Source organism: Klebsiella sp. PCX, from assembly GCF_021869705.1.
Lineage (GTDB): Bacteria > Pseudomonadota > Gammaproteobacteria > Enterobacterales > Enterobacteriaceae > Klebsiella > Klebsiella quasipneumoniae.
The window spans coordinates 1,484,358-1,506,157 of sequence record NZ_CP091527.1; the positions used below are offsets into that span (position 1 = coordinate 1,484,358).

Sequence of the window (21,800 nt, forward strand, 5' to 3'; positions counted from 1 at the left end):
GCGCAGTATGCGCCGCCTCCGGGAAAGCGCGGGCCAGGCAGTTTAAGGCTCCTGACCAGGCGGTAATGGATGACAGGACGACGTTACGCCAGCCGTGGGTAGGCGCTGGCGATATCGTCGCCGGTAAACTGGGCGATCCAGCCTTCCGGGTTATCAAAAATGCGAATGGCGGTGAAGTTCGGTTCTGATCCCATATCAAACCAGTGCGGAGTGTGGGCAGGAACCGAAATCAGATCGTTCTTTTCGCACAGCACCTGGAACACCTCGTCACCAATGTGCAGGCAGAACAGACCGGCGCCCTCGACAAAAAACCTGACCTCGTCTTCGCCATGGGTGTGCTCATTCAGGAATTTTTCCCGCAGCGCCTCTTTCTGCGGGTTATCGGCGCGCAGGCTGATGACGTCCCAGCTCTGATAGCCCTTTTCGGCGACCAGTTTGTCAATCGCATGCTGATAGGCGGCAATCACCGTTTCTGCGCTGGGGTCTGCGCCGAGGTCGCGGTCGGCCTGCCAGCGTTCGAAACGGACGCCTTTGGCGTTAAGCTGCTCCTGAATCGCTTTGGCGTCGGTGCTGTGCCAGACCGGCGTTTGCGGATCGGTCACAGAAAATAGGGTTAATGCGCTCATGCTGGGATCTGCTCCGGATGAATGTCGTCAAAACGCTGAACCTGAGGGTGGTGGCTTGCCGGGTCGCGATCGCCGCGTACCAACTGGACAGTGCGCAACCCCGCGGCTTCGGCGGCGTCGAGTTCCTGATGGATATCCGACAGGAACAGGATGGCCCCGGGGGCGTGGCCCAGGTGTTCAGCAATGTTGCGGTAGGACTGCGCTTCGCGTTTAGCGCCTACCAGGGTATCGAAATAGCCCGTAAACAGATGAGTAATATCACCTTCATCGCTGTAGCCAAATAACAATTTCTGCGCTGCCACGGAGCCAGAAGAATATACATACAAATCAATGCCCTGTGCTTTCCACTTCTCCAGCGCCGGCAGCACGTCCGGGTAGAGATGGCCGGTAAAGTCGCCGTTGAGGTAGCCATCGCGCCAGATGATCCCCTGGAGTGCCTTCAGCGCAGTGGATTTACGGTCTTCGTCCATAAAGGCGAAGAGGGTAGCAATCAGGTCGGCGGTGCTGGCGGCGGGGGAGTCTGTCTCTCGGCGCAAGTTGTCGAGAATCGTTCTCACCGGCTCAGCGTGCTGTTGAGCGGTCACAAAGCCGGCCAGTCGTTCGCGGGCGTAGGGGAACAGCACGTTATGCACGAAGCGGATATCGCTGGTAGTGCCTTCGATGTCGGTCACGATGGCGCGGATCATGGTTTCTCCAGAGTGGGCGTAGCGTGGAATAACATTAGCATTTAGACGTCTAAGCGTCTTGATTGCCAAATATTAACATCGTGTTATAGTGGCTTCAACAACAGCATTACAATCGGTAAAACAAGAATGAGCAATAACCCGTTGATTCCAGAGAGTAAACTTCCGGCGCTCGGTACCACCATTTTTACCCAGATGAGCGCCCTGGCCCAGCAGCATCAGGCCATCAACCTATCTCAGGGCTTTCCCGATTTTGACGGCCCGCGCTATCTTCAGGAGCGTCTGGCGTACCACGTGGCGCAGGGGGCGAATCAGTATGCCCCGATGACCGGCGTGCCGGCGCTGCGCGAGGCGATCGCTGACAAGACGGCGGAGCTGTATGGATATCGACCCGACGTCAACAGCGATATCACGGTCACCGCCGGGGCGACGGAGGCCCTGTACGCGGCGATCACCGCCCTGGTGCGCCGTGGCGACGAGGTGGTCTGTTTCGATCCCAGCTACGACAGCTATGCTCCCGCGGTGGCGCTGGCCGGCGGCGAATTACGCCGTATTGCCCTTCAGCCGCCGCATTTTCGCGTCGACTGGCAGCAGTTTGCCGCGACGCTGAGCGACAAAACCCGGCTGGTGATCCTCAACACCCCGCACAACCCCTCGGCCACGGTCTGGCAACGCGAGGATTTTGCCGCCCTGTGGCAGGCGATAGCCGAACGTGAGATCTATGTTCTCAGCGACGAGGTCTATGAGCATATCAACTTTGCCGAAAACGGCCACGCCAGCGTGCTGGCGCATCCGCAGCTGCGCGAGCGGGCGGTGGCAGTCTCTTCGTTTGGCAAAACGTTTCATATGACCGGCTGGAAGGTTGGCTACTGCGTGGCCCCGGCGGCCATCAGCGCGGAGTTGCGTAAGGTTCATCAGTATCTGACCTTCTCGGTGAATACCCCGGCGCAGCTGGCGATCGCCGATATGCTGCGCGAGGCGCCAGAGCACTATCTCGAGCTGCCGGCGTTTTATCGTGAACGCCGCGATCTGTTTATTGAGGCGCTGCGCCCCAGCCGGCTGAAACTCCTGCCATGTGAGGGCACCTACTTCCTGCTGGCGGACTACAGCGCCCTCTCCGATCTTGACGACGTGAGCTTCTGCCGCTGGCTGACGACAGAGGTTGGGGTGGCGGCGATCCCGCTCTCCGTCTTCTGCGCCGACCCGTTCCCGCACAAGCTGATCCGTTTGTGCTTCGCTAAACAACCGGAGACCCTGCTGGCCGCGGCGGCGCGTTTGTGCCAGCTATAGTTATTTAATGGTCCATGCCTGAGAGAACTGGCGGCCGGCGAACATTTCCGTCAGGCCGCTGATTTGCTTCAGACGCAGTACCTCATCGGCATCCATCCCCAACTCTTTGCCGATCTTTTGCGGTGTCCAGCCGAGCCGGGTCAGCTCGCGCACAATCTCCGACATGGCGTGGATTTGGTGACGTCCCCGCGCCCGGTTGTGGCGTATGGTTGCCGCCATCAGCCCATCGCGGGAGGCGGTTTCATTCGGCAGACAGGTCACCGGCAGATAGCCATGCAGGGCATTTTTCAATGACGCTTTGCTGCAGGCCAGTTCATGACGGTGAAAACCATCGACAATGGTATACGCCTGCGGACCCTGGCGGATGACCACCACCGGCTGGGTAAAGCCATCGGCTTCCAGCGAGGTCTGCAGCAGACGTTTTTCCGGCGGCGCCACGTTGTTCGGATTGTAGTCATTGGGGGCGACCTGCTCCTGTTTGACCCACAGCACGCAGTCAACCGGCTGGGAGCGGAAGGGACTGCGCTGGTGGAGCACATGGCGAAACGCGTTGATAGCCTCGATGCGCGCTTCATCATCCAGTGTTTGCAGGAAAGCGTCCAGCGCCTGCGTTAGTTGTTGTTGCATAATATCCCCCATTGTTGACGATGTTTTTCCATACGTTTTCGGTAGCGCTGATAGTGGCTGCTTTTGGTCGGACTGAACGAGAGCTGACGGCACCAGTAGTCGTTATTGAGCAGCACTTTGCAGACTCGTCGCCAGGAGGGGATATCCTTTGTGCCAATGTCCCCGGGCTGGGTGTCGGGAATATCTTCCATCCCTTTTTTCTGATACCAGCGCAGGTAGACGGCGATTTTATTGCGATAGTGCTCGGCGGTGGTTTCCGGCATGCTGTCGAGCAGGAAAAGAGCATAGCTTTTCCATGTCAAATGGTCGGGTTTGTCGATTTTTCGGTGACCGTAGAACTGATTGTCATGCCCGGCATAGACGCCGCCGCTGTGCGCGCCGCTGACCCGCTGACACATCGCGGCCCAGCGTTCCGGCTCCAGCACATGGTACAGCCACAGCCCCTGGCGCTGCTCCGGACCGAAGGGTTCGCAGATGCGCATGTAGCGCAGCGGCACCCCGGCCTGATACATCAGATCGTACAGCGGGTTATAGGGCTGGCCGCTTCTGGCAAACCAGGTCCAGATATCGGCGGTTTTCCAGTCATAGAGCGGGTAGATGTACCAGGCGTGTCCCCCCGGCGCCGAGGTGGTCCACGGTTTATCGTCAGCGAAGCGTTGTTTGCGCTGGGAAGAGATGGTCATAAAGCGATTCAGCGACTCATCAGCCCGAATGCCCACCAGCACGGCGGCGGGCCGCCGCTGGGAAAACCACTCGGCAAAATGGCTGACGAAAGCCTCAAAGCTCATTCCGGGTTGGTAGAAGGGGAAATAATCCGGGTGGGCGATCGCCCCTGGCGGCGGCTGGCGGACCCAGCTGGCTCCGGGCTCCCAGCATTGCCATTGCGGCTTATACTGCGTCAGGGCATTTTGGGTCGTGAGCGGCAGGGCGACCCAGTAAAAGGTGTCGATGACATCCTGATACAGGGCGCGCAGTTTTTCACAGTGGGCGATGGTGCAAGAGAACTGTGCTTCCCAGTCAATAAACAGTACGCTGATTTTCTTGCCCTGTAACCGAGCTGCCTGCGCGGTTAAATGCAGCATAACGGTGGAGTCTTTTCCGCCAGAGAAAGAGACGCAAACGCGTGAAAAATTATCCAGAACCCATTGGATCCGCTGTTCCGTCGCCTGCAGCACCGACTCCGGTAAGGGATATTTAATAAACGACATGACCATTAATCCTTTAATACGAGATATTCCCATTTGGTCAGTATAAACGATGAGGGCCGGGAGTTTAATGGTCGTTTTTTTATTCGGACAATGTGGGGTAAATAGTGGATATGTTATCCATTGTTATTAATTTGTGGTTGTGATGCTACTCTATCATCCATTAGAATGCTGATTAATTCAGATAAGAAATGATTCTGCGAAGATGAATGATGGTGGTTAATGTATATTGTGATATCCGGGAAGAGATTGTCTATATTAATGACGTGAAGCTGCATAGTGGGTGAAATAAAATCAAATAAATAGGAAGGAACGAAGCCAATTAAGTCGGTTTTACTGATCATATTAAGAATGGTCATAAACGAGTCACTGCGAAAGGCGATATTGTTCGGGTTCAGCCACGGCATGCTGCTCTGCTGAACGCGCTGAATCACGGGATCGTTGGTGATGAAGTGGGTAAAAAACTCCTGCGCCAGCGCTTCAACCGATGTGAGTTCCTCACGCCGCGGATGGTCCCTCCGGCACAACGCCAGCGTCTGCACCGTCTTATAGGGCTGACAAATAGTAGCGCGGTTGTTGATGGGCATTCGGGTGAATACCAGATCCGCCTGGCGATACGCCAGCAACTCCTCCGCCGATTCCGTGGTGGTCAGGTTATGGTGCTCAATCTGTAAATTAGCCTGATGACAGAGCTGGTTAATCATAAAATGGCTGTTTACTGAACAGAACAGCGGCGGGCCATATATCACAATACGCTTTCGCAGTTCGGTGCGTTTATTGAGATTGATTGTTTTTTCCAGTTGTTCAAGGTTTTGTTGCAGATGATAATGAAGATTGACGGAGGCGGTGGTGGGCGTCATGCCTTTCCCGACCCGAACAAATAGCGGATCATTTAATTGTTGGCGCAGACGCTGCAATGACTGACTCACCGCCGACGGGGTGATAAATAACGTCGCCGCCGCTTTGCTGATGCTTAAATGTTGATATATACACTCAAAAATAACCAATAGGTTTAAATCGAACTTTTTCAGGTCGTAAAGATTTGCCATTAATGCAGTCCTGTGTATTATCAGTGCGAATTGAAATATTCATAATAAGAATGTTGAATGGCTTAATATGCGTGGTGTGAATTTATTTTTGGCCAGTAATATTAAGCTTTGCTTAATATATCTTATTGTCGATAGCGGCGCCAGCGGTGGTTGTTGTCTGGCGCCACTCCACAATAAGATTATTTCTTTTCACCCATCATAATTTGTAGCTTCTCTTTATCCGGCAGGCCGACCACCTGCTGCAGCATATTGTCCTTATTCATATAATAAATGGCTGGCGTGACGTTGGCCCCCAGATCGTCCATCAGCTGCTGATTGACGTTGAGCATTTTCATTTTCTCGGGCGGGATAGCCTTCGGTATCGTCAGGGCCATTTTGCCGTTCGATTGCTCGTAATCGTGCCAGGTTTCCGCCGGATCTTTACTGGCGAGAATCGCTGCGGCAGTGACCGGGCTCTCCGGCTTGATCACGCCCACCAGCAGGGTGCGGATCTGCACTTTACCGGCGTCCACCCAGGGACGGGACTGCTGCCAGAACTGTTTGCAGTAAGGGCAGAAGGGATCGGCAAAGACATATAGCACGATGGGGGCGTCTTTGTTGCCATCCTGCAGCCAGTGGGCGCTGGCCATCTTCTTCCACATCTCTTGTCCCGCCGGCGTGTAGAGCTCTTTTTGAAACAACTGCTCGCTGAGGTTGTTGCCGTTCTCGTCATACATATAGCCGGAAATGGCATGTTTGCCGTCTGGCGTGAGGTAGATGGCGACGCCCATATCCTGGTATTTACCCAGCCAGCCTTTCATTCCCCCCGGCGCGTCAAAGGGTTTGATGATAGTAATGCCTTGTTTTTCAATAGCTTTTACCGGGGCGGGTAGTTCTTCCGCATAGCTGCAAAAAGGCAAAAGGCTGAGCAACAGCAGACGTTTTAACATGAGTATTCCTTGTAAAATCAGCAGGAAAGGAAGAAAGATTGCCAAACCTATTACAGTTATAGGCAGGATCAGCAGAACGACGGATTGCCCTTTCCTGGCGTGGGTGATGTAATCCTGGATGCTGTTACATTAAGGTAATGTAGAGCGCAACACATAGCCAGTCTGACTGGCGCTGAACCTACCTTCGGGTATTTCAGGTAACGGGGCCGCCTGAAAAGGTGGCCTTTTTACTTTTGTCGCGGCAAATGATGCGAAAAACAGCGAACAGCGCTGAACGCGTCGCCAGGTTCACAAAGTTGTCTTGTTCCGGTTGTTAGATAACGCTTATTGATTCGATAATGTAAACGCATTGGTCGGGTCAGGAAAAATTCGTTAACTTAGACCTCAACGAAAACACGGAGGAAGTATAGATGTCCTTAATTAACACCAAAATCAAACCGTTCAAAAACCAGGCATTCAAAAATGGTGAATTCATCGAAGTCACCGAGAAAGACACCGAAGGCCGCTGGAGCGTCTTCTTCTTCTATCCGGCTGACTTCACCTTCGTCTGCCCGACCGAACTGGGCGACGTGGCTGACCATTACGAAGAACTGCAGAAGCTGGGCGTAGACGTTTACTCTGTTTCTACCGATACCCACTTCACCCACAAAGCGTGGCACAGCAGCTCTGAAACCATCGCGAAAATCAAATACGCGATGATTGGCGACCCGACTGGCGCCCTGACCCGTAACTTCGACAACATGCGTGAAGATGAAGGTCTGGCTGACCGCGCCACCTTCGTGGTTGACCCGCAGGGTATCATCCAGGCAATCGAAGTTACCGCTGAAGGTATCGGCCGTGATGCGTCTGACCTGCTGCGTAAAATCAAAGCGGCGCAGTATGTTGCTTCCCACCCAGGCGAAGTGTGCCCGGCGAAATGGAAAGAAGGCGAAGCGACGCTGGCTCCATCTCTGGACCTGGTCGGTAAAATCTAAATTTCCGTCGCCTTTCACGCTATAGCGGCGTTGGCGTTGCCTGCTCACCCCGGTCACTTACAGGTGTAAGCTCCCGGGGATTCTCAGGCTAGCCGCCTTGCTCTGGCGCGAAATGCTCAGGAAAATGCGTAGATTATCAGGGCGCTTTGGCGCCCATTTTATTCCAACACCATGATGCAAGCGCATTCAGGCAGCCTGACAAGGCCGCTTGCATGATGATGTTTTAAGCCCAGGAGATAACAATGCTCGACACCAACATGAAAACCCAGCTCAAGGCCTATCTTGAGAAGCTGACTAAGCCTGTTGAGCTGATTGCCACGCTGGATGACAGCGCTAAATCGGCAGAAATCAGGGAACTGCTGGCTGAAATTGCTGAACTGTCAGACAAAGTCACCTTTAAAGAAGACAACACGCTGGCGGTACGCAAGCCATCGTTCCTGATTACTAACCCAGATTCCGACCAGGGCCCACGCTTTGCGGGCTCCCCGCTGGGCCACGAGTTTACCTCGCTGGTGCTGGCGCTGCTGTGGACCGGCGGTCATCCGTCGAAAGAGGCCCAGTCTCTGCTGGAGCAGATCCGCGATATCGATGGCGACTTTGAGTTTGAAACCTACTACTCGCTCTCCTGCCATAACTGCCCGGACGTGGTCCAGGCGCTGAACCTGATGGCGGTGCTCAACCCGCGTATCAAACATACGGCGATTGACGGCGGGACGTTCCAGAATGAGATCACCGAGCGCAACGTGATGGGCGTGCCGGCGGTGTTCATGAACGGCCAGGAGTTTGGTCAGGGACGGATGACGCTGACGGAAATCGTCGCCAAAGTGGATACCGGTGCGGAAAAACGCGCAGCGGAAGAGCTGAATCAGCGTGACGCTTACGATGTGCTGATCGTCGGTTCCGGCCCGTCCGGCGCGGCGGCCGCGGTTTACTCTGCGCGTAAAGGGATTCGTACCGGCCTGATGGGCGAACGCTTCGGCGGCCAGGTGCTGGATACCGTGGATATCGAAAACTACATTTCGGTGCCGAAAACCGAAGGCCAGAAGCTGGCCGGGGCCCTGAAAGCGCACGTTAGCGACTATAACGTCGATGTGATCGACTCCCAGAGCGCGACCAAACTGACGCCGGCGGCGACAGAGGGCGGCCTGCACCAGATCGAAACCGCCTCCGGCGCGGTGCTGAAGGCGCGCAGCGTCATCATTGCCACCGGGGCGAAATGGCGCAATATGAACGTGCCTGGCGAAGATCAGTATCGCACCAAGGGCGTAACCTACTGCCCGCACTGCGACGGTCCGCTGTTTAAGGGCAAACGCGTGGCGGTAATTGGCGGCGGTAACTCCGGCGTGGAAGCGGCTATCGACCTGGCGGGCGTCGTGGAGCACGTGACCCTGCTGGAATTCGCACCGGAGATGAAGGCCGACCAGGTGCTGCAGGATAAAGTCCGCAGTCTGAAGAATGTCGATATCATTCTCAATGCGCAGACTACGGAAGTGAAAGGCGACGGCAGTAAGGTCACCGGTCTGCAGTACCGTGACCGGGTGAGCGGCGATGAGCATCATGTCGCGCTGGCGGGGATTTTCGTGCAGATCGGCCTGCTGCCTAACACCACCTGGCTGGAAGGCGCGGTTGAGCGTAACCGTATGGGTGAGATCATCATCGATGCGAAGTGCGAAACCAACGTCAAAGGCGTATTCGCCGCCGGTGACTGCACCACTGTGCCGTACAAGCAGATTATTATCGCGGCAGGGGAGGGGGCGAAAGCGTCGCTGAGCGCCTTTGACTACCTGATCCGCACGAAAACCGCATAACAAGTCAGACAATAGACCTGCATAACCAAGAGGCTATCCTGGGGTAGCCTCTTTTTTTATGCTCTTTTTCTTCACCCTTACCTGACGACCATCACCGGGATATGGGCATGACGGATGACGCTCGAGGCGTTGGATCCCAGCAGGTGGGTACTGATGGAGGGATTGCGTGAGCCAATCACCACCACGTCGGCGTTTATTTCACTGGCCAGTTCGTTGACCATGTCGCGCACGCTGCCGAAACGCACATGCAGCTTGATACGTGAGGGGTCAATGCTGAAATGGCTGACCATGGTCTGCAGGCGGGTTTCCGCCTCATGCTGCAGATGCTCCTCAAAACGCCGCAGGTCGGCGGTAAACCGGCTCATGGTGAAGCTCGCTGAACCGGGTAATACGTGGAGCAGATGGATTACCCCGTCCTGCTGGGCCAGAAACTCCGCGTGCCGGACGGCTTTATCGCTCAGCGCCATCTCAAAGACATCAACCGGCATAATGATAGTCTTATACATATGCAATCCTCCTTGTTCGTTTGCGTCTATATCAACATATTATATGCGGATATTGTGTCATTCAGGTCGCAAAACTGTCAGTCAGGCAGGCGCAAAGCGTAAAAAAAGGTTAGCGGGGGGCAAGACAGCAGAAAGAGGATGTGTGGACATCCTCTGAATAAAGCGCGATACGCCTCAGGCAGCGGAGATTAGCGGTGGAATTCGCCAGCGGCTTCCGGCTGGTACAGCAGCGCCAGCACTTCCAGGTGCGTTGACGCCCCGCCCGGCAGCTCCCAGTGAATGGTGCTGCCGACCTTGAGGCCGAGCAGAGCGGCGCCCACCGGCGCGAGGACCGAGAGCTGGCTGGCGCTGTCGGTCACCTGCGACGGAAACACCAGCGTCCGCACGCGCTCTTCGCCGCTGGTTAAATCGCGGAATTTAACCGTACTGTTCATGGTGACGACATCGTGCGGCATCGCTTCCGGCGCCAGCATTTGCGCGCGGTCGAGCTCGTCGTTCAGGGCATCGGCAACCGGCGAGCTGGCGAAAGCTGGCTGCTCCAGCAGCCTGTCGATACGTTCGGCATCCAGTTCGTTAATGATGATTGCGGGTCTGGTCATTGCATACTCCATGTTATCCAGGAACCTGTCCGTAAAAGAAAACCCTCGCCGAAAAAGGCAAGGGTTAAGGTTCTCCCATCATACTGAGAGTTGCCGGCAGTTTGAAGTGATGAAACGCACAATCAGCGCGCAACGACCCCCGGCGAACGACGTTTTCTGGTCAGCACGCCGCGTCGCGCTAGTGGCCAACCTTATCGAGGATAAACTGCGCGCCGCAGTTACCTGGGTGAGGCTGAGGCAAAAAGGCGGAAGTGGCCAGCGGGGCATTGATGGTCGCGGCGTTGAGCGAGATTTGCATCTCGGTCAAATAGGCCGGATTACCGTTACAGGTTAATTTAAACGCCTTCACGCTCTGCGGACCCCAGGCGCGGGCCACAGCGGCGTCGAAGTCGGCGCGGCTAACGGTTTGGCCATAGTGTTTGGCAAGGAAATCGCCTACCGGGCTGCGCTTAATTTCTCCATTCAGGCGCACCATGGCGCCAAAATAGCTGTCGGGATCGAAGCCGAAGCAGACGCCATGTTTGGCGTATTCGTAACGTTCGAGGCAGGAGGCGCCGCCCGCGCCCGGCATCACGCTATTCAGTTTGTTGGCCATCTCCAGCGACAACCCGGTCTCCGCCGCCTGACATTTTCGGTTCGCTTTCACCTCCGGCATGTCGGGCACCGGGCGCGTGGCGCAGCCGTAGCGCATCCAGCGTCGTTCATCCACTCCGCGCGCGGCAATGGACTTTGGCAGCCCGGGCCACAGGCCATGCACGGTCAGAAAATCGGCTTTATTCGCGGTTTCCTGCTGCAGGCGACACTCTTCCGGTTCGTTGCGGTTACGGTCATACATGCTCTGACAGAATCCGGTTTGCCAGGAGAGGGCCAGGACATAGCGGTCAAAATCAGCGTATCGCGTCGCGGTGAGCGGTTCAGCGCCGGCCTGAGTGGCGGTAAGCACAAGGGCAAGCGCGGCGAATTCCTTCCTGAACATGTTTATTCCTGATTGTGGATGGCAAAAGATAACGGGGAGTTATTAAAGCATAAAAAAGGCGCCTGCTGGCGCCTTTTCACGTGGTTAGACCATTAGTGGACCGCGCTGCCGGGGACGAGGAGCTCGGTCGCGACGATCACCACCAGCAGGCCAACCATCACCGGCACCGAGGTGCGTTTGACCACTTCGAACGGGGAAATCTTCGCCATCCCGGCGACGGCCACCACCACGCCAGAGACTGGCGATATTGTGCGGCCAAGGTTTGAAGCCTGCAGCATCGGGATCGACAGATAGGCCGGATTGATACCGGAGGAGTGCGCCAGCTTGGGGATCATCTCGACAAAGGCGTAGAACGGGGCATTGCCGGAGCCGGTGGTCATCGCCGCCAGCATGGTCAGGATCACCAGCACCAGCATCAGAATAATACTGGCCGAGCCGAAGGAGGTGGCGATGGAGATCAGACCATTGATGAAGCCGATGGTGCTTAATCCCTGAGCAAAAACGCCGGCGGCGACCAGCAGCATCACCACGCCGGCGAAGGCGTCAGCCATCCCGCGGTAGGCGACTTCCAGTCCGCTGAAGACGTTTTTGGTGTTGAACCCGCGCAGGAATTCGAGGATCGCCGCCAGCAGCATGCAGCCGACGAGGATGGTAATAATGTGCAGTTCCGGTCCCCATTTGCCATCGAAGATCAGCACGCCAATAATCGGCGTAAACGGCAGGATGGCGTACAGCGCCGGAGCGTTGGTGGTGATCTCGTTGACGTCGAGCATTTCGTGGGAAATGTTCTCTTTTTTATCCAGGTAGCGCTGCCAGAAGAAGTGGGCGATCGCCATGCAGATGATAGCGGCGATGGAGATCGGCAGCGTGGTCTTAAAGGCAAAGTCGATCAGCGGCATTTCGGCCGCTTTGGCCGCCAGCACGACGTCGCCCGAGGTGGGCGAAAGGATAATCGCCGCCGGCGAGGCGCAGATGGCCGCCGCCGCCCCGCGGCTGATACCGACGTTTACCATCACCGGGAACAGGGTCGCCATCAGCAGCACGCCGAGGCCGGTCGCGGAGGAGACGGCCAGTGACATCAGGCAGGCGACAAAGTAGGCGGCAATCATCAGCAGATAGGGCGAATTGATATAGCGCAATGGCTTTGAGGCTAATTTCACCACCATATCATTGGCGCCAATATGAGTCATATAGGTGGCGAAGCCGCACAGCATCATGATCATCATACCCAGATCGCCGCCACGGCTCATGAGGAGAATCTTAATGTATTCAATAATGTCAGTGGCGGAGTAACCGGTGCCCGCGGTATTGCCTGGTAAGACTTTATGTCCCAGCAGGGCGCTGACGATCAATAACATTAAGCCCCCGACGAACAGCACCCCGGTGGCCGAGTAGCCTTTGATGATATAGCGGGCGACGCCCACAATGACCACGATCCCGATCAGGATCTCAATAAACGTCAGCATTTATTACCCCTAAGCCCAAAGAATATGTAGTGAAAAAGCGTCACACCAAATTTTAATGTGCGAATGTGCCGAAAAAACGGACGAAACTCGCTGATGCAAATCAATAAAGCGACAAGAACTACGCGTCCCCGTTACGCCTGGATATAATCACCAGATGGATAGTTAAGTGGTTCTGATGGTCAGCGGGAGAAAATCAGGAGTTTGCCTTATTTCGTTCAACCTGTATTGAGACTATCTTTGCTATTTTAGGTGGCTTTTAAATGAAAGTGGTAATAGAAAAGTGTTGATGTTACGTCGTTTTTCATTGTTTTCTCTTGGTTTTTTAGGATGGTTATTGGTGTCCGGAAACGCCAGCGCGTCGTTTTCATCGACCCTTAGCGAAGGTTACCATACCTTAAGTAATAACGTTGCGCAGACCTGGAACGAGCCAGAGCACTATGATCTGTACGTTCCAGCCATCACCTGGCACGCGCGCTTTGCCTACGATAAGGAAAAGACGGATAAGTATAACGAACGTCCGTGGGGGGCCGGTTTCGGCGTCTCCCGCTGGGATGAGAAAGGGAACTGGCACGGTCTGTACCTGATGGCGTTTAAAGACTCTTTCAATAAGTGGGAGCCCATTGGCGGCTACGGCTGGGAGAAAACCTGGCGCCCGCTGACGGATCAGAACTTCCGCCTCGGTCTCGGCTATACCCTTGGGGTGACGGCGCGCGATAACTGGAACTACATTCCGATTCCGGTGATCTTGCCATTAGCGTCAATAGGTTACGGTCCGGCAACGTTCCAGATGACCTACATTCCCGGCACCTACAATAACGGTAACGTTTACTTTGCCTGGGCTCGCATACAGTTTTAATTCGCTAAGTCTTAGCAATAAATGAGATAAGCGAGGCGTCTTGTGGAAAAACAAGGACTAAAGCGTTACCCACTAAAAAAGATAGCGACTTTTATCACTTTTTAGCAAAGTTGCACTGGACAAAAGGTACCACAATTGGTGTACTGATACCCGACACAGCATTAGTGTCGATTTTTCATATAAAGGTAATTTTGATGTCTAAGATTAAAGGTAACGTTAAGTGGTTTAATGAGTCCAAAGGATTCGGTTTCATTACTCCGGAAGATGGCAGCAAAGATGTATTCGTACACTTCTCTGCAATCCAGTCCAACGGTTTCAAAACTCTGGCTGAAGGTCAGCGCGTAGAGTTCGAAATCACTAACGGTGCCAAAGGCCCTTCTGCTGCAAACGTAATCGCTCTGTAAGCAACGCGTCAGTAGAATATAAAAACCCGCTAAACAGCGGGTTTTTTTTTGCCTGTTGATTACGCCTTTAGCGGCTGGCGGCCTGCGAGAAGAGCCAGAAGGCGACAGCCGTCATGGCAAACGAACCCAGCAAGTTCACCGCAACGTTGAGGAGCGCCCAGCTCACTCGCCCCTGCTGCAGAAGAAACACCACTTCCGCAGAGAAGGTGGAAAAGGTGGTCAACCCGCCGCAGAAACCCGTGGTGATCAGTAGCTTCCACATCGGGTCAATGCCGGTCAGTCGATTAAACCACGCCAGCCCGGCGCCGATCACAAAGGCGCCTAACAGGTTGGCGGTCAGCGTTCCAATAGGGATAGCATGGTGCACAGGATTAAGCTTCATGCCGAGCCACCAGCGCAAAACGCTGCCGGTGCCGCCGCCAATAAAAACGGCGCAAAGAAGTTGAAACACGGTCGTTTCCTGCTATTTGATGTAAGAGAGTGTCAAGTGTAGCGCGCAACGGGCGCAATTGGCTATTCATAACCTGACGGGAGAAAAACATGCGGGTAGCGGCAGGGCAGTTTATCGTCACGCCAGTATGGCAGACGAATGCGCACACTTGTGTGGCGATGATGCAGCAGGCGGCGCGTGAAGGGGCGGCGCTGCTGGTGCTGCCGGAGGCGTTGCTGGCACGTGATGACAACGACCCGGATCTGTCGGTAAAATCGGCCCAAACGCTGGATGGGGCGTTTTTGCAGCTGCTGCTGGCCGAGAGCGCGCGTAACGGCCTGACGACGATCCTGACGCTGCATGTGCCGTCGGGGGAGGGAAGAGCAACCAACACGCTGGTGGTATTGCGTGAAGGGAAAATCATTGCCCATTATCACAAACTTCATTTATACGACGCCTTCGCAATGCAGGAGTCCCGGCGGGTGGATCCCGGCAGGCAAATTCCCCCGGTGATTGACGTGGCGGGATTTCGCGTTGGCCTGATGACCTGTTACGATCTGCGTTTTCCGGAACTGGCGCTGTCGCTGGCGCTGAACGGTGCGCAGCTGCTGGTGCTGCCCACCGCATGGGTGAAAGGGCCGCAAAAAGAGCATCACTGGGCGACGCTGCTGGCGGCGCGCGCGCTGGACACGACCTGCTACGTCGTGGCGGCAGGCGAATGCGGGACGCGTAACATCGGGCAGAGCCGCATCATCGATCCGCTGGGGACCACCGTGGCGGGCGCGGGGAGCGAGCCGCAGCTGATCTATGCCGATATTTCCGCAGACTACCTTACGCGGGTTCGCGAGCGTTTGCCGGTGCTGCAGAACCGACGGTTTGCGCCACCGCAATTATTGTGACGTTTTTTTAAACAAGGCTTGATTCACCTTGTTACAGATTGCTATTGTGTCCGCGCGCCAAATACCCGTATTGTTTATCCCAATAATTCGCTGTGCACGTCAGGACGGACACCCCAGCGCTCACTCCCGGAGGGGAGGCCTCGGGCTGAATCACGCGGCCCGCGCACAGGTGGATTACAATATGACGGATAAATACGTGTATGATGGCGTATTCGCAGCTTGTATAGAGAAGAAGGTTAGCTATGGGTGAGATTAGTATTACCAAACTGCTGGTCGTTGCAGCACTGATTATCTTAGTGTTTGGTACCAAGAAATTACGTACGCTGGGCGGCGACCTGGGTTCGGCTATCAAGGGCTTTAAAAAGGCCATGAACGAAGATGACGATAGCGCGAAGAAAACCACCGCTGAAGACGAAGTACCGGCGCAGAAGCTCTCTCATAAAGAGTAATTCTCCGGCTGCGTCCCCTGGCGGGATGCGGAAGGTTCGGCGAAGAGGCCGCGACGTTTACGTTGCGGCCTTTGTCGTTTTTATCGACGCCGCGCAGGAAAGATGCAACTAATTGTTACGGGAAGGCGAAGCGGAGAGCGCCGCTGCGCCGGGAAGTGACGCAGCGGGAGAAGCGGCAGGTTATTTAACTTCCATCCCTTTAGCCTGCAGGTCGGCATGATAGGAAGAGCGAACGAAGGGGCCGCAGGCGGCGTGGGTGAAGCCCATCGCCATGGCTTCTGCTTTCATCTCTTCAAACTCTTCCGGACTAACGTAACGCTGCACTGGCAGGTGGTGACGGCTCGGCTGCAGATACTGGCCTAACGTCAGCATGGTGACGCCATGACGGCGCAGGTCGCGCATAACTTCGATGATCTCGTCGTTGGTTTCGCCCAAGCCCACCATCAGACCGGATTTTGTTGGGATCTCCGGGTGCGCTTCTTTAAAACGCTCCAGCAGCTTCAGCGACCAGTTATAATCCGCGCCCGGACGCACCTGACGATAGAGGCGCGGTACGTTTTCGAGGTTGTGGTTGAAGACGTCCGGCGGGGTCACCGTCAGAATCTCCAGGGCGCGATCCATGCGGCCGCGGAAATCCGGGACCAGCGTTTCGATTTTAATCGTCGGGTTTTTCTCGCGAATGGCGCTGATGCAGTCGGCAAAATGCTGTGCGCCGCCATCGCGCAGGTCGTCACGGTCCACCGAGGTGACCACCACGTAGCGCAGCCCCATATCGGCGATAGTTTGCGCCAGCTTCTGTGGCTCGTTCGCATCTGGCGCGACCGGGCGGCCATGCGCGACGTCGCAGAATGGGCAACGGCGGGTACAGATCGCGCCGAGGATCATAAAGGTCGCGGTACCGTGGTTGAAGCATTCTGCAAGGTTCGGGCAGGAGGCCTCTTCGCATACGGAGTGCAGGCCGTTCTTACGCATCGCTGCTTTGATTCCCTGGATACGGGACGAGTCTGCCGGAAGTTTGATTTTCATCCATTCCGGTTTTCTGAGCAGAGCTTCACGCTCAGTTGCCACGTTCTTCACCGGGATAAGGGCCATTTTATCGGCGTCGCGGTACTTAACACCGCGTTCCATCACAATGGGTTTACTCATAGCGTGCGTGTTCCAGTTGCGAGTCACGAAGGAAAGCGAATTAATTCAATGAAATGTTGCAATTATCAACTATTTTTGAATCAAGAGCAGGCAGTATACCATTGAAAAGGGGCAGAAAGCAGCCTGCCTGCCCGGCAAATTGTAAAATAGTTGTTGTTTTATCCTTTTCCCTTCCGTGCGCTACGCCTTAAACGCCTGGATCACGGTCTCAATGATCTCTTTCAGCAATGGCTCTTTCCCGCTCTGCTTATTGAAGTGCAGCGCAACATCAATCTGTTCTTCCCGCAGGGAGGGAACATCCAGGGTTTGCAGCGGCCAGAGACGGGATACCATGGCGAACAGGCGCTCGGTGGTTAGCCCCAGCATATCGCTCTCGGCGATCATTGCCGCCTGGGTCAGCAGGTTGAAGGTGCTGAAACCGCAGCGGCGCTCGCCCATCTCCTCCTGCAGTCGACGATGCAGCGTAGGGTAGCGCTGGCCTTCAGGCAGCAGCAGCGCAAACTCGTATTGCGCGAGGGCGGATTCATCTTGTGGACCGTCCAGCGCAGGATGCCCAGCGCGGCAGTACATCTGCACCCGATCCTGATACAGCACGTGATGGCTTAGCGCCTGACCGCTGTGCAGATGGGTGTCGATTAACAGATCCACCTGGCGCTGGTCGAGCTGCCGCGCGGCGTCGGTAAGGGCGATGTTGTGCAGCAGTATCTGCGGAAAGGCCGGCTTCAGCGCGCTGGCCAGGCAAGGCATCAGCAGCGCCCCCATGGCTGGCGTAGTGGCGATAGTGATCACCCGCTGCTGGTCCGGGCTGCCGGTGATATCCAGCGCGCTAAGGAAAGCCTCCATACCGCGGCTGATGTACTGGTGAAGGTGGGTGGCATAGGCGGTGGGCGTCACGCCCTGGCCTTTGCGGATAAACAGCGGATCGGGGAACAGCGCCCGCAGTTTGTTAATTGACTGGCTAATGGCCGACGGCGTGATATTGAGTATCTTCGCGGCATTGACGATACCTTTGTGTACATACACGGCTTCGAAGATGGTCAACAGATTGAGGTCAATATTACGCAGGATGCGAAACATCTGACGGTCGTAACGTTCGTCCTGTCTGTCAGGAGATTCTGACGGCGGCGTATTCTCTGGCACGCGATGAGTCCGGTTGGGAATGATAGGCCAAGTATAGCGGCCCGCGGCGTTACCGTGCGTGACAATTGATTGCAAAAATAATGTGTTACTTGTTCAGCACCCCGCCGTCAGCGGGGCGCTGATCTGCCGCTTAACCCTGAGGAAGGTATTCGTGCGGGGGATGGTTCAACAGCGCCAGCAGATTGGCGACCAGCCGCGGAGCGACAGTCTCCGGGGTGGCTTCCGGTAGCCACTGACGCATTTGCGTCATCTCCATACCGGCATAGCCGCAGGGGTTGATACGCAGAAACGGCGTCAGATCCATCGCAATATTGAGCGCCAGGCCGTGGAAAGAGCAGCCTTTACGGATCCGCAATCCCAGAGAGCAGATTTTGCGATCGCCGACGTAGACGCCAGGGGCATCGGCGCGGGGGTGCGACTCAATCCCATATTCGGTAAGGGTATTGACGACCGTTTGCTCCAGCAGCGTCACCAGTTCACGCACCCCCAGCTTGCGGCGCTTGAGGTTCAACAGGACGTACATTACCTGCTGTCCCGGGCCGTGATAAGTTACCTGGCCGCCGCGATCGCTTTGGATAACCGGAATATCACCGGGCACCAGCAGGTGTTCCGCTTTGCCGGCCTGACCCTGGGTGAAGACCGGGTGATGTTCTACCAGCCAGATCTCATCGAGGGTATCTTCATCACGGGCGTCGGTAAATTCATGCATCGCCTGCGAGACGGGTTCGTAAGGTTGCAGGCCAAGCTGCCGGATTAGAATTTTATTGTGCTGCAAAACAACATCTCCGCCGGGAAGAGAGAATTCAGGTCGGGGAGTATATCACAGCCGTGTGAAAGGGAATGAGAAGACCCGGCACGGCGGCCGGGTCAGGGAAAGGGTTACAGCACCATCCGAACGATATCGATATTGCCTAACTCTTCGTACAGCGTTTCCACTTGTTCAATGTGGGTGGCGTTGATGGTGATGGAGACCGAGTGGTAGTTACCTTTGCTGCTCGGTTTTACTGACGGCGAGTAATCACCAGGCGCATGGCGCTGTACCACTTCCACCACCTGATCAACCAGCTCAGGCAACGCCTGCCCCATTACTTTGTAAGTAAATGGCGTAGGGAATTCAAGCAGTTCGTTAAGTTTGGTTTTCATGTCAGCTCCGGTGTTACGACAAAATAATAACTCCCACCAAGGGCGGGAGTTATCAGGTTACTTGGATGAATAGTATATGGGGATGGAAATCACACTTTCAAGCGTTCGATTTTTAACCAAACCAGTGGTGGAACATTAATTTAATGTAATCAATAATTTTACCGAAGAAATTACCTTCCGGAATTTCCTGCAGCACCACCAGCGGGCGCTGGTCAATGGTTTTACCATCCAGCTGGAAGTTAATGGTGCCGACGACCTGGTTTTTCTGCAGCGGGGCATGCAGCTCAGTGTTATTCAGCACGTAGCTGGCTTTCAGATCTTTCATCCGGCCGCGCGGGATGGTCAGGTAGACGTCTTTATCCACCCCCAGCGAAGCGCGATCGCTGTCGCCGAACCAGGCTGGTTCGGATGCAAACTCTTTGCCGGCTTTAATCGGGTTGACGGTTTCGAAGAAGCGGAAGCCCCAGGTCAGTAGTTTTTTGCTTTCCGACTCACGCCCTTTGAACGTCCGGCCGCCCATTACCGCCGAGATCAGACGCATCTGGCCTTCGGTGGCGGAAGCGACGAGGTTGTAGCCTGCTTTGTCGGTGTGGCCGGTTTTGATGCCGTCGACGTTCAGGCTGTTATCCCACAGCAGGCCATTACGGTTCAGCTGGCGGATGCCGTTGAAAGTGAACTCTTTCTCACGATAGATCGAGTATTCGTTCGGCACATCGCGGATCAGCGCCTGGCCAATCAGCGCCATGTCGCGCGCCGAGCTGTACTGGCCGTCAGCGTCGAGGCCGTGAACGGTCTGGAAATGGGTGTTTTTCAGGCCGAGGGCGTTGACGTAGTTGTTCATCAGGCTGACGAAGGCATCCTGGCTGCCGGCGACATAGTCGGCCATCGCCACGCAGGCATCGTTACCGGACTGCAGGTTGATACCGCGGATCAGCTGGGAAACCGGCACCTGCATCCCCGGTTTGAGGAACATCAGGGAAGAGCCTTTGAATACCGGGTTGCCGGTGGCCCAGGCGTCGTTGCCGACGGTGACCAGATCGGACTCTTTGAATTTGCCCGCTTTCATCGCCTGACCAATAACATAGCTGGTCATCATTTTGGTCAGACTGGCCGGGTCGCGGCGGGAGTCGGCGTTGTTTTCAGCCAGCACCTTGCCAGAATTGTAATCGATAAGGATCCAGGATTCGGCGTCAATCTGCGGGGCGCCTGGGATCATCGTTTTGATATTCAGGTCATCGGCGCGGGCAGCGGAGGAGAGCGCTGCAACGGAGAGCGCCGTGATGAGTAAACGAGCGGTGAAAGAGGTCTTCATGGTCAGAACAACGGCATCCGTGATGGAGTTAAAAAAAGTGCCTTACTATAGCAAATGCTCTGCGGGCCAGCATCCGACATTGCGCATGAGTTTGTTAATGACTTTTACATGCGCAAGATGAACGGGCTGCCCGCGGCCTTTAGTTGGCGCGAGTAATAAAGGACTGCAGCTGCGCTTCGCTTTGCAGGCGCTGCTGAACGGCGCTGGCCTGCGCCTTGTCGGCAAATGGTCCCAGCTGAATACGCCACACCGCGCCGTTTTGCATGACCCGGCCTGGCACAGAGAACTGCTGGCTCAGACGCTGCTGATACTGCTGCGCCCGCGCCTGGTCGCTCACTGCGCCCACCTGGACGACAAAGTTACCGCTGGCGCTGGAGGTGGCGGAAGAGGAAGCGGCAACGGCGCCGGCGGCTGCGGCCGCTGCGGGCGCGACGCTACCCTGGATGGAGCCGGGGGCGGTCACCGGCGCTGCTGGCGTGGCGCCGGCGGCAGGTGCGGTCACGGTGGCGGCCGCGGGTTCGCTGCTCTCCAGCACGCCGCTGTTCAGCGGCGTCGGGGCGCCGAGGAAACCGCCGCTGTTCACCGGAGCGCCAACGCTATCTTCCGGCTTCAGCGTGCTGTTGCTGATCGGGCGAACGTCAGTGGGCGCAGGCTGGTTCATGCCAGCAGCGTCACCGCCGTCCAGATTCGGACGGGCGGGCAGAGCGTAAGTCTGTTTGGCGACGGTGGTACAAGCCATTCCCGGGCCGGAAAGCGAACCGTCAGGCGCGACGATGATGGGGTCGATACGCACTTTGGTGTTGTTCGAGGTGTTCAGGCGGTCGGCGGACGCGCGAGAGAGCGAGATAACCCGATCGTTGCCGTAGGGACCGCGATCGTTAATCCGCACGACGATCATGCGCCCGTTGGCGAGGTTGGTGATCCGCGCATAGCTCGGGATCGGCAGCGTCGGGTGCGCCGCGGTCAACTGCGTCGGGTCGAAGGTTTCACCGCTGGCGGTCAGGTTGCTGTTGGGTTCCGCGTCATAGATCGCCGCGAAACCGGCCTGAGTAAAGTTTGCCGGATCCTGGACGATTTTGTAGCGCTTACCGTCGCGCTCATAATCCTGATTCGCCGTCGCGTTCGGCGTTTCATACTGCGGATCGGCGCCGCTGATCTCAACCGTCGGGCCATTACAGACGGCCGGCTGTGGAGTACTGACCGTCTTTTGTTGCACGTCATCACTCGAACATGCCGCCAGCAGCCCCGCTGCTATGCAGATCCCCAGCCATTGCTTACGCATT

Annotated in this window: 24 protein-coding genes; 7 read left to right on the forward strand and 17 right to left on the reverse strand. The window is 56.0% G+C overall.

The annotated features are described in order from the left end of the window. Positions 1-83: 83 nt before the first annotated feature. Positions 84-626 carry a 1,2-dihydroxy-3-keto-5-methylthiopentene dioxygenase gene (locus GQR96_RS06875; RefSeq protein ID WP_004885825.1) on the reverse strand — a complete coding sequence of 181 codons (543 nt, stop codon included), beginning with the start codon at positions 624-626 and terminating at the stop codon, positions 84-86. Continuing rightward, a complete protein-coding gene (gene mtnC / locus GQR96_RS06880) occupies positions 623-1,312 on the reverse strand; it encodes an acireductone synthase (RefSeq protein WP_004885828.1) in 690 nt (229 codons plus the stop codon). Before mtnC ends, GQR96_RS06875 begins: the two co-directional genes overlap by 4 nt. 141 nt (positions 1,313-1,453) lie before the next feature. Here mtnC and GQR96_RS06885 point away from each other — a divergent pair, with 141 nt between their 5' ends. Next, positions 1,454-2,599 (forward strand): pyridoxal phosphate-dependent aminotransferase, encoded by a 1,146-nt coding sequence (locus GQR96_RS06885; protein WP_074384386.1) that lies wholly within the window; start codon positions 1,454-1,456, stop codon positions 2,597-2,599. Here the strand turns inward: GQR96_RS06885 and GQR96_RS06890 are convergent, their stop codons facing one another. From GQR96_RS06890 to dsbG, 4 genes are all read right to left on the reverse strand, one after another. Further along, complete coding sequence (locus GQR96_RS06890; protein ID WP_004885834.1) at positions 2,600-3,226, reverse strand: IbrB-like domain-containing protein; 627 nt, start codon at positions 3,224-3,226, stop codon at positions 2,600-2,602. Then, complete coding sequence (locus tag GQR96_RS06895; RefSeq protein ID WP_065878927.1) at positions 3,211-4,434, reverse strand: phosphoadenosine phosphosulfate reductase; 1,224 nt, start codon at positions 4,432-4,434, stop codon at positions 3,211-3,213. Before GQR96_RS06895 ends, GQR96_RS06890 begins: the two co-directional genes overlap by 16 nt. A 113-nt stretch (positions 4,435-4,547) precedes the next feature. After that, the gene (locus GQR96_RS06900; protein ID WP_049004684.1) at positions 4,548-5,480 is read right to left on the reverse strand and encodes a DNA-binding transcriptional repressor CitR; all 933 of its coding nucleotides are present in this window, start codon (positions 5,478-5,480) and stop codon (positions 4,548-4,550) included. Positions 5,481-5,659: 179 nt separating this feature from the next. Next, positions 5,660-6,409, reverse strand: a complete 750-nt coding sequence (gene dsbG, locus GQR96_RS06905) for a thiol:disulfide interchange protein DsbG (protein WP_065878929.1) — start codon at positions 6,407-6,409, stop codon at positions 5,660-5,662. A gap of 410 nt (positions 6,410-6,819) precedes the next feature. Between dsbG and ahpC the strand changes: the two genes are divergently transcribed. Beyond that, positions 6,820-7,383, forward strand: coding sequence for an alkyl hydroperoxide reductase subunit C (gene ahpC / locus GQR96_RS06910; RefSeq protein ID WP_002894394.1), 564 nt, complete (start codon positions 6,820-6,822; stop codon positions 7,381-7,383). Positions 7,384-7,625: 242 nt separating this feature from the next. Continuing rightward, complete coding sequence (gene ahpF / locus GQR96_RS06915; protein WP_065878931.1) at positions 7,626-9,191, forward strand: alkyl hydroperoxide reductase subunit F; 1,566 nt, start codon at positions 7,626-7,628, stop codon at positions 9,189-9,191. A gap of 77 nt (positions 9,192-9,268) precedes the next feature. On the opposite strand, the gene uspG is transcribed toward ahpF, so the two are convergent. The 4 genes from uspG to dcuC form a co-directional block, all read right to left on the reverse strand. Next, positions 9,269-9,697, reverse strand: coding sequence for a universal stress protein UspG (gene uspG, locus GQR96_RS06920; RefSeq protein ID WP_002894401.1), 429 nt, complete (start codon positions 9,695-9,697; stop codon positions 9,269-9,271). Positions 9,698-9,885: 188 nt separating this feature from the next. Further along, positions 9,886-10,296, reverse strand: a complete 411-nt coding sequence (gene rnk, locus GQR96_RS06925; RefSeq protein ID WP_004885849.1) for a nucleoside diphosphate kinase regulator — start codon at positions 10,294-10,296, stop codon at positions 9,886-9,888. A 178-nt stretch (positions 10,297-10,474) separates the two neighbouring features. After that, positions 10,475-11,272: a ribonuclease I gene (gene rna / locus GQR96_RS06930; protein WP_048323383.1), complete on the reverse strand. Its 798-nt coding sequence runs from the start codon at positions 11,270-11,272 to the stop codon at positions 10,475-10,477. A 92-nt stretch (positions 11,273-11,364) separates the two neighbouring features. Further along, on the reverse strand, positions 11,365-12,738 hold the full coding sequence (dcuC, locus tag GQR96_RS06935; RefSeq protein ID WP_065878935.1) for an anaerobic C4-dicarboxylate transporter DcuC: 1,374 nt from the start codon (positions 12,736-12,738) through the stop codon (positions 11,365-11,367). Positions 12,739-13,075: 337 nt separating this feature from the next. Here dcuC and pagP point away from each other — a divergent pair, with 337 nt between their 5' ends. Continuing rightward, positions 13,076-13,594 (forward strand): lipid IV(A) palmitoyltransferase PagP, encoded by a 519-nt coding sequence (gene pagP, locus GQR96_RS06940; protein ID WP_004885852.1) that lies wholly within the window; start codon positions 13,076-13,078, stop codon positions 13,592-13,594. Between the two features lie 194 nt (positions 13,595-13,788). Beyond that, positions 13,789-13,998: a transcription antiterminator/RNA stability regulator CspE gene (gene cspE, locus GQR96_RS06945; protein WP_002439184.1), complete on the forward strand. Its 210-nt coding sequence runs from the start codon at positions 13,789-13,791 to the stop codon at positions 13,996-13,998. Between the two features lie 67 nt (positions 13,999-14,065). On the opposite strand, the gene crcB is transcribed toward cspE, so the two are convergent. After that, entirely contained in the window at positions 14,066-14,449 is a 384-nt protein-coding gene (crcB, locus tag GQR96_RS06950; RefSeq protein ID WP_002894459.1) for a fluoride efflux transporter CrcB, read from the reverse strand. 89 nt (positions 14,450-14,538) lie between these two features. Here crcB and GQR96_RS06955 point away from each other — a divergent pair, with 89 nt between their 5' ends. Both GQR96_RS06955 and tatE read left to right on the forward strand, forming a co-directional pair. Further along, positions 14,539-15,327, forward strand: coding sequence for a deaminated glutathione amidase (locus GQR96_RS06955; RefSeq protein WP_043521639.1), 789 nt, complete (start codon positions 14,539-14,541; stop codon positions 15,325-15,327). 242 nt (positions 15,328-15,569) lie between these two features. Then, on the forward strand, positions 15,570-15,776 hold the full coding sequence (gene tatE, locus GQR96_RS06960; protein WP_004885862.1) for a twin-arginine translocase subunit TatE: 207 nt from the start codon (positions 15,570-15,572) through the stop codon (positions 15,774-15,776). 180 nt (positions 15,777-15,956) lie between these two features. On the opposite strand, the gene lipA is transcribed toward tatE, so the two are convergent. The 6 genes from lipA to rlpA all read right to left on the reverse strand — a co-directional run bounded on the left by lipA (position 15,957) and on the right by rlpA (position 21,799). Next, positions 15,957-16,922: a lipoyl synthase gene (gene lipA / locus GQR96_RS06965; RefSeq protein WP_004885864.1), complete on the reverse strand. Its 966-nt coding sequence runs from the start codon at positions 16,920-16,922 to the stop codon at positions 15,957-15,959. 180 nt (positions 16,923-17,102) lie between these two features. Further along, positions 17,103-18,062, reverse strand: a complete 960-nt coding sequence (locus GQR96_RS06970) for a YbeF family transcriptional regulator (protein ID WP_017899088.1) — start codon at positions 18,060-18,062, stop codon at positions 17,103-17,105. Between the two features lie 130 nt (positions 18,063-18,192). Further along, positions 18,193-18,837: a lipoyl(octanoyl) transferase LipB gene (lipB, locus tag GQR96_RS06975; protein WP_004885871.1), complete on the reverse strand. Its 645-nt coding sequence runs from the start codon at positions 18,835-18,837 to the stop codon at positions 18,193-18,195. 104 nt (positions 18,838-18,941) lie between these two features. Then, positions 18,942-19,205: a DUF493 family protein YbeD gene (gene ybeD, locus GQR96_RS06980; protein ID WP_002894474.1), complete on the reverse strand. Its 264-nt coding sequence runs from the start codon at positions 19,203-19,205 to the stop codon at positions 18,942-18,944. Between the two features lie 112 nt (positions 19,206-19,317). Then, a complete protein-coding gene (dacA, locus tag GQR96_RS06985; RefSeq protein WP_002894539.1) occupies positions 19,318-20,517 on the reverse strand; it encodes a D-alanyl-D-alanine carboxypeptidase DacA in 1,200 nt (399 codons plus the stop codon). 139 nt (positions 20,518-20,656) lie between these two features. Beyond that, complete coding sequence (rlpA, locus tag GQR96_RS06990; protein ID WP_043521635.1) at positions 20,657-21,799, reverse strand: endolytic peptidoglycan transglycosylase RlpA; 1,143 nt, start codon at positions 21,797-21,799, stop codon at positions 20,657-20,659. Position 21,800 lies beyond the last annotated feature (1 nt).